We start from the raw sequence: 12,766 nt of genomic DNA, 5'->3' as shown, positions 1-12,766 counted from the left end.
CCTTCTGGTCATGCCTTGCCTTTTGAATGACAAATTGTCGCCCTGGGCGGCGCGCAGCGTCGGCTGGTCCGCCGTTCGGTAGAACGGCGGAACCAATTAGTACATCTTTGCGCCGGCGGGAATGGAGGCGTCGAGCTGGATCAGGTTGAGGCGCTCCTCGCCCTCCTCCTCGTGGATGGCGCTGATGAGCATGCCGCAGCTGGGGATGCCCATCATCTTGCGCGGAGGCAGGTTGGTGATGGCAAGCAGGGTCTTACCGACCAGGTCCTCGGGCTCATAGTATTCGTGGATGCCGGAGAGGATGGTGCGGTCGGCACCGGTACCGTCGTCGAGCGTAAAGTTCAGCAGCTTCTTGGACTTCTTGACGGCCTCGCATGCCTTGACCTTCACAGCGCGGAAATCGCTCTTGGAGAAGGTATCGAAGTCGACGAACTCCTCAAACAGCGGCTCAACGGCGATCTTGGAGTAATCGAGCGTGGGCTTAAGCGACTTAACGAACGGGCTCGCGGCGTTGCCGGCCTCGGCAGCCTTGGCGGCAGCGGCACCGGACTGGAAACCCTTCTCGGGCTTCATGTGCGGGAACAGCAGGACATCGCGGATGGAAGCCTGGTTGGTGAGCAGCATGACCACGCGGTCGATACCGATGCCAATGCCACCCGCAGGAGGCATACCGTACTCGAGGGCGCGCACGTAGTCCTCGTCATACTCCATGGCCTCATCGTCGCCGCCGGCCTTCTCGGCCATCTGGGCGGCAAAGCGCTCAGCCTGGTCGACTGGGTCGTTGAGCTCGGAGAATGCGTTGGCGTACTCGTGGCCGGCGATGACCAGCTCAAAGCGGTGGGTCAGACGCGGGTCGTCCTCAAAACGCTTGGCGAGCGGGCTGACCTCGATGGGGTAATCGCACACGAAGGTCGGGTTGACGATGGTGTCCTCGCCCAGCTCATCGTAAATCTCGGCGATGATCTTGCCGGCAGTCCACTCGGGCTTGATCTCCAGGCCCTTCTCGCGCGCGGCGGCAGCAAGCTCCTCGACAGGCGTGTCGATGGTGACCTTCTTGCCGAGCACGTCAGAGACAATATCAGTCATGGGGCGGCTTGCCCACTCACCGGAAAGATCGATGGTCTGGCCCTGGTACTCGATGACCTCGGGGTTGCCGATGGCCTTGTTGGCAGCCTTGATGACGCCCTGGGCGAGCGCCTTCATACCCTCGAGATCGGAGAAGGCACGGTAGGCCTCCATCGTGGTGAACTCGGGGTTGTGGGTGAGGTCCATGCCCTCGTTACGGAAGATACGACCGATCTCGAAGACGCGCTCAAAGCCACCGACGATGCAGCGCTTGAGGTGCAGCTCGGTAGCAATGCGCAGGTAGCACTCCTGATCGAGAGCGTTAAAGTGCGTGATGAACGGCTTAGCCGTAGCGCCACCCTGAATGGTCTGCAGAATGGGAGTCTCGACCTCCATGTAGCCGTCGGACTCCATAAAGCGACGGAAGGTGGAGAGGATCTGCGAGCGCTTGCGGAAGGTCTCGCGGACATCGTCGTTGGCGATCAGGTCGACATAGCGTTGACGATAGCGGGTCTCCTTGTCGGAGAGACCGTGGAACTTCTCGGGCAGCGGGCGAACGGCCTTGGAGAGCAGGGTCGCGCTCTTAGGGGCGACGGAGAGCTGGCCGCGCTGAGTACGCACAACCACACCGGTCACACCCAGGATATCGCCAAGGTCGAGGGCCTTGAGCGTATTCCAGGCTGCCTCGTCCATGTCGTTGATGCGGCAGAACAGCTGAATCTCGGCGGTTGCGTCGCGCACGACGATGAACATGATCTTGCCCTGACCACGCTTGGCAACCACGCGGCCGCCGATCTTCACGACGTCCTCGGTGTCTTCGCCATCGGCAAGATCGGCATACTTAGCCTCGATGTCGGCAACGTAGTCCTCGATCTCGGAGTGCTCGGGATAGGGGTTCTGGCCCGCCTCGAACAGGGCGGCGCGCTTGGCCAGGCGCGTGGCACGCTCGTCGTTGAGCGTCGATGCCTGTTCGGCGGCGTTTTGGTTCTCTGCCATAAGTTAGCTCCTCAAACTAAAACGCTCCCCAGGATTCGGTCCCAGGGAGCGAAAACATACCTTTACGCGGGACCGTGGTCTAGCGTGCGATCTTGGCGATGGTGTAGACGCGAGTCTTGCCGGAAGGCGTAACGACCTCGACGGAGTCGCCCTCGCCGTGGCCGATGATGGCGTGGCCGACCGGGGACTCGTTGGAGATCTTGTGCTCGAGCGAGTTGGTCTCGGTGGTACCGACGAGCGTGACTTCCATGACCTCACCGTTGGGATCAATCAGCGAAACGGTGGAACCGATGGAGACGGTCAGATCGCCCGTGGTGGCAGCAACCTGAGCGTTGGCGAGAATAGCCTGAATCTCGGCAATGCGAGCAGCATTCTGAGCCTGCTTGTCCTTGGCGGCATCGTACTCGGAGTTCTCCGAAAGGTCGCCAAACGCGCGGGCTTCCTTGATGTCCTCGACGATCTCCTTGGCGTAATCGCCCTCACGCCAAGCGAGCTCCTCGACGAGCTTCTGGCGGCCCTCAGCGGTCAGTACGATCTGGCTTGCGTCCATACGGATATCTCCCCAACTATGATGTAACAATCAACTGTCAACATAACGAAAAAGACCGGCTAGCCTGCGGGCAAGCCGGTCAGGTGCTCACCCCAAAGGGATGGGACTACTCTGCGTCCGCGTCGCCGTCCTCTGCCTTCTTTTTCTTGGCAGCGGCGAGCTGGGCCTCGAGCTCTGCGATCTTCTTGTCCTCCTCGGACTCCTCGACCACAACGTCCTCGGCCTGCTTGGTCTCGTCCTTATCGTCGCCCTCCATACCCTCGCGGATATTCTTGACGGTAGAGCCGAGGGACTTGCCGAGCTTCGGCAGGTTCTTGGGCCCGAAGATAATCAGGACAACGACGAGAATAATGATGAGCTCAGGAGCCCTCAGTCCAAACATGTAGACCTCCACAAAACAGCGAGACAAGCTCGAATGAGTATACCGCGGGTATCGCGGTATCACAACAATAGCTAAAAAAAGGGACCGCAAGAAGCGGTCCCTTCTCATGCTCTGGTCGGGTTGACTGGATTTGAACCAGCGACCCCTGCGTCCCGAACGCAGTGCTCTACCAAACTGAGCCACAACCCGTTAGCTCGACTATAGTAACAAAGTTTTTCGCCGCGTGCTAGAGAAATTTTTATTTCTTTGACGCGTCGATTTGTACCGTGTTGGGAATAAGCTCAGTCGCGCAGGACCACCAGCCATTTTGCTGGGCAGCCCCGGCAAGCCTTTCGGCCGTGGCGGCGGTGTTGCAAATGGCAAACGAGCAGGCACCCGACCCGCACACGTCCACGGCAACGGTTCCCTCCTGTTCACTCAGCCAGTCGAGAACCGCCTGGATCTGCGGTTCCATCAAAGCAGAAATGACGCCCAAGTTGTTATGGATGAGCGAATACGCCATCTTCGCATCACTCACGCGAAGAGCCGATGCAATGGCGCCGGGCGCAGTCGCGGACACCGGGGCCTCGTCAAAACGTCGATAGGCCTCAATTGTCGAAACGCTCGCCTCCCGCGGCTTGACCAGCACAACGGGCGTCACAGGAAGCGCGGGGTACTCAGTTGCCAGAACGTCTCCCCCACCCACGTAGAATGCGGGGCTCGTATGCAAAAAGAACGGCACGTCGGCGCCGATGCCACGCGCAATCTCGTCCAGCGCAGGATCAGTGCGGTCGATGCCCCACAGCTCAGCCAGGGCAACGATAACCGCCGCGGCATCCGTCGAGGGGCCGCCCAGGCCGGCGCACAGCGGGACGCGCTTCTCAATCGTCACGCACACGTTTGCCTCGCGCCCGAAATGATCAGCCATGGCGACGGCGGCGCGGTAGGCAGTATTCTTTTGCATGGGAAAATCTGATGCCGGAACCGTCTGGACGGTCAACGCCTGCGCCGGCGTGACCGTCACGGTATCGGCTAGGCCGACAGCTGCCATCAGGGAATCGACTTTGTGGTAGCCGCGGGTATCGCGCTCGGTATGAACCCCCAGGTAGAGGTTAATCTTTGCCGGCGCAGTAAGGATGAGGGACCGATCGGTCACCGTTAATGCTCCTCGAGCTGGTTGCCGAGCGGAGTAAAGATGTGCTCGCCGCTCTCGGGGTCGAACAGTTCAACCTGACCGGTAAGGACGTCGATGTACTGGTAGGACTGACGCGACTTGCGGCCGCGGCGCTCGTCAACCTCGACGATAAAGACAGCCGGGTGGACGCTCTTGATGGTACCCATGCGCTCGACAACGCGGGTACGGCCCATGTTGGCCTTCACCTTGACGCGATCGCCCACCATATCGGTCAGCTTCTCGTGGATGTCGTCGACGTAATTGACTTCCATCTCTTCCATGAACAGGGCCTCCAGAAGGTGCAATTCAAAAAGGGGATAATACCCCTAAGATAGACAAAACTCTAATACTATAGCACCCTGTTACAACCCCACGCAAGTAGCTAATTAGGCTACTTACAGATTGTCGGTATCGAGGACAATGGTGAACGGGCCGTCGTTGACCAGGTCGACTTTCATGTCGGCGCCAAAGATGCCGTGCGCCACGTGGTCGACGTCCTGGGCGACGAGCGTCAGAAAGTACTCGTAAAGCTCGTTGGCGACATCGGGCGCGCCAGCATCCGTAAACGACGGACGACGGCCGTGGCGGCAATCGGCAAACAGCGTAAACTGCGACACCACGAGCACCTCGCCGTCGACATCGGCAAGCGCCAAGTTAGTCTTGCCGTTCTCGTCCTCGTTGATACGCAGCCCGCGGAGCTTGCCCCATAGTTTATCGGCCTCGGCACGCGTATCGCCATGGCCCACACCCAGCAATACCAGATAGCCGCGCCCAATGCGGCCCACGCACTCGCCGTCGACCGTCACACCGGCGTTGAGCACGCGCTGCACCACCGCACGCACGGCCTACTCCTCGCCCGTGAGTTTGGCGGACAGGTGCTCGAGTGCATGGAAACGATGGCTGATGGCGTTCTTCTCGTCCGCTGTGAGCTCGGCCATAGTCTTGCCCGGCGTATCGACCGGCAGGAACAGCGGGTCGTAGCCAAAGCCGTGGTCGCCGCGGCCCTCGTGTGCGATAACGCCCTCGCAGGCACCCTCGCCATAGGTGACCAGGCCGTCTTGGTCGATGAGCGCAACGACGCTCATAAAGCGTGCGGTGCGATCCTCGTCTGCCACGCCTTCAAGATTAACGAGAAGTTTGGCATTGTTGGCGGCATCATCGCCGTGTACGCCCGCATAACGCGCGCTATACACACCCGGCTCGCCGTCCAGCGCGTCGACGACCAAGCCGGAATCGTCGGCGATGGCCATAAGGCCCGTCTCCTCGACCGCAGCCTGCGCCTTGATGATGGCGTTCTCCAAAAACGTCGTGCCGTTTTCCTCGGGGTCCTCAAAATCGCCCAGCTGGCCGAGCGCCACAAAGCGCACCTCGGGCATGACCTTGCCCAAAATGGCCTCGATCTCGGTGAGCTTATGGGCGTTACCCGTGGCCACAACAATGGTCGCCGCCGGGTCGAGGGTGTCGATGTCAATCTTCTCAAGTGCCATAGCTGGCCTCCTTGTCTCTTATAGCAATGCCGTGTAGAGGACGACGAGGGCCTCGGCCTCTCCCCTCTCAATCAACGGCAGCCTTATACTTCGGCGTTTTCGCAGATTAAACCTGCCAAAATCAACATCCCCTTTTGGCAGGTTAGGCGAGGGCTTGACGCTGAAGCTCGATGAGCTCGGCGATGCCCTTGTCGCCCAGATCGAGCAGGGCGTTGAGACGCTTGCGGTCGAAGGGCGCCTGCTCGCCGGTACCCTGGAGCTCGATCATCTCGCCGGAGTCGGTGGCGACGAGGTTCATGTCGACCTCGGCGTGGCTGTCCTCGGAATAATCCAAGTCGAGCAGGGTGTTGCCGTCGACGACGCCCATGGAAATAGCGGCAACCTGACCGGTAAGCGGAATGCGCTCGAGCTTGCCCGCCTCGACCCACATGGCAAGGGCGTCGTGCAGCGCCACCCAGGCGCCGGTGATGCTCGCCGTACGCGTGCCGCCATCGGCCTGGATCACATCGCAGTCAACGGTAACGGTGTACTCGCCGAGCGCCTTCATGTTGACGACGGTGCGCAGGCTGCGGCCGATCAAGCGCTCGATCTCCATGGAACGGCCCTTGCGGTTGGCATGTTCGCGCTTGCAGCGCTTGCCGGTCGACGCCGGCAGCATCGCATATTCCGCCGTTACCCAACCGGCCTTGGCGCCCTTGCGCCAGCCCGGAACGCCCTCCTCGATGGTGGCGGCGCACAGCACGCGCGTGTCGCCAAACTCTGCCAGGCACGAGCCGTGGGCGTGCTTCATGACGCCGCGGGTGAGCTTAACGGGACGCAGCTCGTTTGCGGCGCGGCCGTTGGCGCGGTTGACCTGCATATATTCCATGGAACTATCCTTTCGGCAAAAGAGTGGCGAAGACTCCGGCGACATTGCGTGCCTAACCGAGTTCGTCGATATCGACATGCTCGATGCTTTTGAGTGGCTGGCCAAAGATAAAGCTGCCCGCCACCGCAAACTCGGCAATGTTGTCGGACGTGGTGGCAAAGCGATGCTGCGGCTCGGCGGTGTTGCCCGCCAGCTGCTCACGGCGCGTGAGGATATCGGTCAGCTCGCGGGTGGTCTCCTCGGCGGAGCTCACCACGCGCACCCCGGGCCCCAACGCATGACGGATGGGGCCCACCAGCAGCGGAAAGTGCGTACAGCCGAGCACCACGGTATCGATGCCACGATCGTGCAGTGGCTCGACTGTGGCGTTGACCAGCGCGCGAACGGCTGGCGTATCAAAAATATCCTCGTTCTCGAGCCACTGCTCCTGCAGATGCGCGCCCGAGGCGAGCTCGTGCTCGACAACCTCGACAAAGCTCGAGGCAGGGCAGCCATACACGTCCACGCCGGCATCCAAGTCCTGGATGGCGCGCGTGTAGGCGCCCGAGCGGATGGTGAGGTTGGTGGCGAGCACGCCCACACGGCGCGTGCGGGTGCTGTTGATGGCGGCACGCGCGCCCGGCGCGATTACGCCAATCACGGGGACATCGAGCACCTGCTGAGCCAGGCGAAGCGCCGCTGCCGTCGCCGTATTGCAGGCGATGACCATGATCTTGACGTCGTGTCTCGAAAGCCAGCGCCCCGCCTGTAGCGCAAACGAGCGCACCTCGTCCTCGGTGCGGGTGCCGTAAGGGCAGCGCTTGGTATCGCCAAAGTAGTAGACGGACTCGTGCGGAAGCGCCGTCGCAATCGCGCGCGCAACCGTCAAGCCGCCCAGGCCCGAGTCGAACACGCCGATGGGGCGCGTATCACCGGCCAGATTCTCGATATCGGACATTACCTCACCAGATTCTCTCTCGAAAAGATATGGCCAAGCGTAACGGCACTGCGCTATGAACGGGCCGCGACGAGCAGCTCCGCCGTCGCCGCCCAGCCGTCAACGATCCTGCCGCGCGTGACAAAGGCGTTATCGCAGGACGCAAGAAACTCGGACGCGCCGGCGCTGGTCAGACCGTTCTCGACCAGGCAGAACGTGCCCACGTGGTCGGCCATGTAGAAATCAGACTCGGAATCGCCGAGTGCCAGCGTCTCGTCGCGCTCGATGCCCAGATGCTCGCAGAAACGCGCGACCGCCACGCCCTTGTCGAGACCCGACGGATTGATGTTAAAGGCACGACCGTCCTCGACGCGATCGAGCTCGAGGGTCGTCGGCTTGGACAGATGAGTCAAGTGGCCGTTGCAGGCCCAGACCAGACCGCAGCCGGCCTCGTCGAGGATGGCCTGCGCCTCGTCATCGGGAATATCGCCGCGCATGCCGACGGTGACCTCGCGGTACTTATAGCCAGTCGACATGTCGTTGTGGTACTCGATCTTGTGCGGCCAGCGAGCGAGAATCTTCTCGCACACGCCGGTCTGCTCAATCACCTGGTGCGGCGTAAGGCCGCAGGCGGGGTCGTAAGGCATGTCGCCGGTCAGATACTCCCAGTCGTTGGCCTTGAGGTCGTACATGACCAGGCCACCCATCTCGCCAATGTAGGAGTTGAGGCCGAGCACGCGGGCATCTTCGTGGATCATGGTGCGGTTGCGACCCGAGGTGGGAATTACCTGGATGCCAGCGCGGGCAAGCGCCACGACGGCCTCGACGAGCTTGGTCGAGGGATTGCCGTCGTTGTCGCGCAGCACGCACGAGCCGGGCGCGAGCATCGTGGCGTCCAGATCGGTAAAGACGTACTTGACCTTGGCAAGGCGCTCGCGCATCTCGCCCGAAAGCTCGGCAACGGTCGGCAGGATGTTGTGGGACATGGTCACTCCATTTATTACGTAGAAAAGACTTAATCTTGGTACCGCGTTTTCCCTAAGGTGAACACGCTTGAGAGGCACCGCATCATCGGGCGTCGATGATTCGCAAACGCCATCCTAAAGGCAGCGGCGCTTAGGCGTCGTACGCCGCAAGGATGCGCTTGAGAACCGAGCCATCACGCTCGCAGGGCTCGGGTCCGTTCTTGCGCAGCATGCACTCCTCCTCGCCCTTGCCGGTCACGATAACCACAGCGGGGCGGTCGGTCTCGCGCACGGCCGTCTCGATAGCGGTGGCGCGGTCGCACACGATCTGCCAGTTATCGTTTCCCTGCGCCTGGACATTGCGCGCGATCTCGGCGCAGATGTCCTCGACGTCCTCGGGGCCCGGGTCATCCTCGGTAATCACGATGCGATCGGCGTACTTGCCGGCAGCGATACCCATCGTAGTACGGCGATCGACACCCTTGCCTCCCGTTGCACCAAAGACAACCGCCAGCTCGCGCTCGGGATAGTTCTCGCGCAGGTCGCGCAAAAGCGTCTCGAGGCTCATGCCGTTGTGCGCATAGTCAACGACGCCCAAAATCTTGCCCGATGCAGACGGATAGAGCTCCATGCGACCGGGAACAAAGACGCCCTCAAAGCCATGGACGATGCCCTCTTCGGAAATGCCGAGGGCCTCGGCGCAGGCAATAGCGGCAAGCGCATTGGACACGTTGAACTTGACGGGCGTGGGGATCACGATGTCACGCGTAAAGCGCGGCGTGCGGACCGTGGCGATCACGCCGCAATCGCCGTTGCGAATGGCCAACGCACGCACGTCGGCGCGTCCATCGGTCAGCGAGAACGTCACCGTGCGCTCGCAGCGGGACGCCGCCTCGAGCACGCGGTCGACGTGGTCCATATCGAGGTTGACCACGGCAAAGCGGCTCTGCGAAAAAATCTTGAGCTTGCTGGCAAAGTAATCCTCGAGCGTGGGGTGCTCGATCGGCGAGATATGGTCCTCACCGATATTGGTAAAGGCGCCCACTTCAAAGTCAATCTTGCCCGTACGTTCGTATTTGAGGCCCTGGCTCGACGCCTCCATGACCAGCCACGGAGCGCCCGCCTCGGCGGCATGTGCGATACGCGACTGCAAAAGGAAGGACTCGGGGGTCGTTAGCTTAGAAGGACCGGCCTCGATACCGTCATCGAACTCGATACCCGTGTTGAGGGCTGGTCGATGACGGCCCGTGAGCTTAGCCTCGTTGGCAAGAATGCCACGCAGATAAAAGCTGCAGGTCGACTTGCCCTTGGTGCCCGTAAAAGCGCAGACCTTCACCTTGCCCGAGGGATGACCGTAATAGGCGTCCGCCACCACAGCGAGCGTGCGGCGGATATCGTTGACGATCACAGCGGGAATATCGACGTCGTAATCGACCTCGGACACGTACGCCACGGCGCCTTCGGCAATCGCCGAGACCAGATACTCGGGCTTGAACGCACGGCCCTTGCAGACAAACAATGTGCCCGGACGCACCTGGCGCGAGTCGTCGGTCGCAAACTCGATGCGCTGGTCGCAAAGAGTATCCGGCTTGGAAACAACAAGGGCCTCGGCCTCGAGCAGCTCCACATAGCGCATCAAAACCAGCTTCTCCTTCGTCGTGCCCGACATATAACGACCTTTCTCGCTAAACCTAACCTTAAAAGAGCAAAAACCGTCCCAGATGAATCCGGTCGCGCCCCTGTATTATCAACCATCCTAATATGCCACCTGACCTTGCGAGTGTCTCAGCACCCTAAAAACTTGCAAGGACCAGCGCACGGTTAATTCGAAATAACAAACCCCCGCCCTACAAATGCGCGCGATGCGGGGATGACCAGTGAGTTTGTCATGCTCTACAAGGACACGTCGCTGCTTTCGAGCGTCGGCGTCATGGAACTCATGCTGTTCTCCAAAAACCTCACGACCACCACGGGCAACATCACACCCTACATTTGCACCGCACCCTACTATCTGGTTGTGACGATTCCGCTCATCCACGTCGTCGCCAAGGTAGAGCATCGCCTTGCCGAGCGCGGCAAGTGCTAGCCCCTCTCGCGCTCTCGCACACAGTAATCGTCGTAGTCGCGGCCCGCCGCTTCACCCAACGCGCGGGCCGTGGTTTTTCGGTCCCCTCGGCGCTTATGCCCCATCACGAAGCAAAAGATTGGCATGATAGTAAGGATTGATTGATATCGACTGCTGCAAACCTTGCGGCAGCGGACCTAAGCCGTCAGCAGAAAGGATCTTGCATGTGCGGTTTTGTCGGTTTTACCGGTACAGATGAACAGAGTGAGCTGGTTCTCACGGCCATGATGAATCGCATCATCCATCGCGGGCCGGATATGGGTGGCCAGCACATCGTCGATAACGTCGCCCTCGGCTTCCGCCGTCTTTCGATTCTCGACCTTTCCGAGGCTGGCGCTCAGCCCATGTCGAGCGATGACGGCAAGGTCACCATCGTCTTCAACGGCGAGATCTACAACTTCCAGGAGCTTCGCGCCGAGCTCGAGGCTGCCGGCTACGTCTTCCACTGCAACGCCGACACCGAGGTCCTGGTGCACGGCTACGAGGAGTGGGGCGAGGACCTGGTCAACCGCCTGCGCGGCATGTATGCGTTCGTGATTCACGACCAGAACAGGAACAAGCTCTTCGGCGCCCGTGACATCTTTGGCATCAAGCCGTTCTATTACTACCGGGCCTCCGACGGCTCGCTGCTGTTTGGCTCCGAGATCAAGAGCTTCCTGGACCACCCCAAGTTTGAGAAGGCCGTCAACCGCGACGCGCTGCGTCCCTACCTCACGCTGCAGTTCCCTGCCACGGAGGAGACGTTCTTTAAGGGCGTGTTCAAGCTTGCCCCCGCGCATTGCTTTACGTACGACCTTACGACCAAGACTATGGACATCAAGCGCTACTGGAGCTGCGACTTTACCGATGACAACTCCAAGAGCTTCGAGGAGTACGTGGACGAGTGCGACAAGGTCGTGCACGAGAGCGTTGCCGCGCACCGCATCGCCGATGTTAAAGTTGGCTCATTCCTCTCCGGCGGCGTCGACTCCAGCTACATTGCCGCCTGCCTCATGCCCGACACCACGTATTCCGTCGGCTTTGACTACAAGAACTTCAACGAGACCAACTACGCCGCCGAGCTTTCCGACAAGCTTGGCATTAAGAACGTGCGCAAGATGATCACCGCCGACGAGTTCTTCGACGCGCTACCCGATATCCAGTACCACATGGACGAGCCGCAATCGAACCTCTCCAGCGTACCGCTGTACTATCTGGCACAGATGGCCGCCGAGGAAGTTACCGTCGTCCTTTCGGGCGAGGGCGCCGACGAGCTGTTTGCCGGCTACGAGTGGTACGAGGACACCCCCGAGATGCGATCCTTCAAGAAGCGCGTGCCGCTCGGCGTGCGCCGTGCCCTGGGCTCGCTCGTTCAGCATCTCCCCTACTTTAAGGGTCACAACTTCCTGACCAAGTGCGCCGAGGTCCCCGAGCGCTGGTACGTGGGCCAGGCAAAGGTGTTCGACCCGTCCGAGGTTGACGAGGTTCTCAAGCCAGCTTACGACACCGGCAAGAACGCCTCCGAAATGTGCGCAGAGTACTACAAGCAGGTCCCCGACTGCTGCGAGCTCTCTAAGAAGCAATATCTGGATATGAACATGTGGCTTCCGGGCGACATTCTGCTCAAGGCAGACAAGATGTGCATGGCGCACTCCCTGGAGCTCCGCGTTCCGTTCCTGGACAAAAAGGTCATGGAGTTCGCCGAGCATATTCCCGCCAACTACCGTGTCAACGAAGAGGGCTGCAAGCTTGTCCTGCGCCACGCCGCCAATCGCACGCTGCCCGATGAGTGGGCAACACGCAAGAAGGTTGGCTTCCCGGTACCAGTTAAGTTCTGGCTGCGCGAGCAGAAATACTACGACTACGTCAAGGAGTACTTCACCGCACCGTGGGCTGCCGATTTCTTTGACACCGATGCGCTCATGAAGCTGCTCGACGATCACTTTGAGGGCCGCGCGCTCAACCAGCGCAAGATCTATACCACGCTGACGTTCCTCATTTGGTACAAGCGCTTCTTTATCGACGAGAACAAGGGCACCAAAGTCTCCGCTTAGATTTCGTTATGAATTAGCGGTGAACCCCGCAGGGTTTCCGCTATACTCAATTCCCGCGGGCGATTGGCGCAACGGTTAGCGCAGGTGCTTTACACGCACAAGGCTGGGGGTTCGAATCCCTCATCGCCCACCACTTGATTGAAAAGGCTCCCAGCGATGGGGGCCTTTCCCTTTTGGGCCCAGTGCAGAGGGATTCGAACCCGCAAGGGTGCGGAGCTGAGGAAAC

General features: G+C 60.5%; 13 protein-coding genes and 2 tRNA genes. 3 read left to right on the top strand and 12 right to left on the bottom strand.

Translation table 11 applies throughout. The features are described 5' to 3' along the window. Positions 1-96: 96 nt before the first annotated feature. The 12 genes from lysS to ACTQ1S_RS04535 form a co-directional block, all read right to left on the bottom strand. Complete coding sequence (lysS, locus tag ACTQ1S_RS04590; protein ID WP_154514782.1) at positions 97-2,061, bottom strand: lysine--tRNA ligase; 1,965 nt, start codon at positions 2,059-2,061, stop codon at positions 97-99. Between the two features lie 79 nt (positions 2,062-2,140). Then, on the bottom strand, positions 2,141-2,611 hold the full coding sequence (gene greA / locus ACTQ1S_RS04585) for a transcription elongation factor GreA (RefSeq protein WP_006234960.1): 471 nt from the start codon (positions 2,609-2,611) through the stop codon (positions 2,141-2,143). Between the two features lie 106 nt (positions 2,612-2,717). Further along, entirely contained in the window at positions 2,718-2,993 is a 276-nt protein-coding gene (gene tatA, locus ACTQ1S_RS04580) for a twin-arginine translocase TatA/TatE family subunit (protein ID WP_195838497.1), read from the bottom strand. Positions 2,994-3,105: 112 nt separating this feature from the next. Beyond that, positions 3,106-3,182, bottom strand: a tRNA-Pro gene (locus ACTQ1S_RS04575). 49 nt (positions 3,183-3,231) lie between these two features. Continuing rightward, positions 3,232-4,128 (bottom strand): 4-(cytidine 5'-diphospho)-2-C-methyl-D-erythritol kinase, encoded by an 897-nt coding sequence (ispE, locus tag ACTQ1S_RS04570; protein WP_441547178.1) that lies wholly within the window; start codon positions 4,126-4,128, stop codon positions 3,232-3,234. 2 nt (positions 4,129-4,130) lie between these two features. After that, positions 4,131-4,427 (bottom strand): Veg family protein, encoded by a 297-nt coding sequence (locus ACTQ1S_RS04565; protein WP_118206416.1) that lies wholly within the window; start codon positions 4,425-4,427, stop codon positions 4,131-4,133. A gap of 114 nt (positions 4,428-4,541) precedes the next feature. Beyond that, on the bottom strand, positions 4,542-4,988 hold the full coding sequence (dtd, locus tag ACTQ1S_RS04560; RefSeq protein ID WP_117797049.1) for a D-aminoacyl-tRNA deacylase: 447 nt from the start codon (positions 4,986-4,988) through the stop codon (positions 4,542-4,544). A 3-nt stretch (positions 4,989-4,991) separates the two neighbouring features. Then, positions 4,992-5,633 (bottom strand): RdgB/HAM1 family non-canonical purine NTP pyrophosphatase, encoded by a 642-nt coding sequence (gene rdgB, locus ACTQ1S_RS04555; RefSeq protein WP_118206636.1) that lies wholly within the window; start codon positions 5,631-5,633, stop codon positions 4,992-4,994. Positions 5,634-5,775: 142 nt separating this feature from the next. After that, positions 5,776-6,501, bottom strand: coding sequence for a ribonuclease PH (gene rph / locus ACTQ1S_RS04550; protein WP_117799672.1), 726 nt, complete (start codon positions 6,499-6,501; stop codon positions 5,776-5,778). 52 nt (positions 6,502-6,553) lie between these two features. Beyond that, positions 6,554-7,438, bottom strand: coding sequence for a glutamate racemase (murI, locus tag ACTQ1S_RS04545; RefSeq protein ID WP_117769301.1), 885 nt, complete (start codon positions 7,436-7,438; stop codon positions 6,554-6,556). Positions 7,439-7,491: 53 nt separating this feature from the next. Further along, entirely contained in the window at positions 7,492-8,403 is a 912-nt protein-coding gene (locus ACTQ1S_RS04540) for an HAD family hydrolase (protein ID WP_117769299.1), read from the bottom strand. A 130-nt stretch (positions 8,404-8,533) separates the two neighbouring features. Beyond that, positions 8,534-10,051 (bottom strand): Mur ligase family protein, encoded by a 1,518-nt coding sequence (locus ACTQ1S_RS04535; RefSeq protein WP_441547177.1) that lies wholly within the window; start codon positions 10,049-10,051, stop codon positions 8,534-8,536. 201 nt (positions 10,052-10,252) lie between these two features. Here ACTQ1S_RS04535 and ACTQ1S_RS04530 point away from each other — a divergent pair, with 201 nt between their 5' ends. From ACTQ1S_RS04530 to ACTQ1S_RS04520, 3 genes are all read left to right on the top strand, one after another. Next, entirely contained in the window at positions 10,253-10,468 is a 216-nt protein-coding gene (locus tag ACTQ1S_RS04530; RefSeq protein ID WP_441547176.1) for a hypothetical protein, read from the top strand. A 203-nt stretch (positions 10,469-10,671) separates the two neighbouring features. Beyond that, positions 10,672-12,540, top strand: a complete 1,869-nt coding sequence (asnB, locus tag ACTQ1S_RS04525; protein WP_441547175.1) for an asparagine synthase (glutamine-hydrolyzing) — start codon at positions 10,672-10,674, stop codon at positions 12,538-12,540. A gap of 57 nt (positions 12,541-12,597) precedes the next feature. Further along, a tRNA-Val gene (locus ACTQ1S_RS04520) sits at positions 12,598-12,673 on the top strand. Positions 12,674-12,766: the final 93 nt, after the last annotated feature.

It is taken from the genome of Collinsella sp. LCP21S3_D3 (genome assembly GCF_052118305.1).
Classification (GTDB): domain Bacteria; phylum Actinomycetota; class Coriobacteriia; order Coriobacteriales; family Coriobacteriaceae; genus Collinsella.
This window is presented reverse-complemented; position numbering and strand designations above follow the sequence as displayed.

Coding starts and splice junctions, on each gene's coding strand:
- rdgB (WP_118206636.1), bottom strand. CDS start 5,633: ATGGCACTTGAGAAGATTGACATCGACACCCTCGACCCGGCGGCGACC.
- murI (WP_117769301.1), bottom strand. CDS start 7,438: ATGTCCGATATCGAGAATCTGGCCGGTGATACGCGCCCCATCGGCGTG.
- ACTQ1S_RS04535 (WP_441547177.1), bottom strand. CDS start 10,051: ATGTCGGGCACGACGAAGGAGAAGCTGGTTTTGATGCGCTATGTGGAG.
- tatA (WP_195838497.1), bottom strand. CDS start 2,993: ATGTTTGGACTGAGGGCTCCTGAGCTCATCATTATTCTCGTCGTTGTC.
- greA (WP_006234960.1), bottom strand. CDS start 2,611: ATGGACGCAAGCCAGATCGTACTGACCGCTGAGGGCCGCCAGAAGCTC.
- ACTQ1S_RS04530 (WP_441547176.1), top strand. CDS start 10,253: ATGACCAGTGAGTTTGTCATGCTCTACAAGGACACGTCGCTGCTTTCG.
- ACTQ1S_RS04565 (WP_118206416.1), bottom strand. CDS start 4,427: ATGGAAGAGATGGAAGTCAATTACGTCGACGACATCCACGAGAAGCTG.
- ACTQ1S_RS04540 (WP_117769299.1), bottom strand. CDS start 8,403: ATGTCCCACAACATCCTGCCGACCGTTGCCGAGCTTTCGGGCGAGATG.
- asnB (WP_441547175.1), top strand. CDS start 10,672: ATGTGCGGTTTTGTCGGTTTTACCGGTACAGATGAACAGAGTGAGCTG.
- rph (WP_117799672.1), bottom strand. CDS start 6,501: ATGGAATATATGCAGGTCAACCGCGCCAACGGCCGCGCCGCAAACGAG.
- lysS (WP_154514782.1), bottom strand. CDS start 2,061: ATGGCAGAGAACCAAAACGCCGCCGAACAGGCATCGACGCTCAACGAC.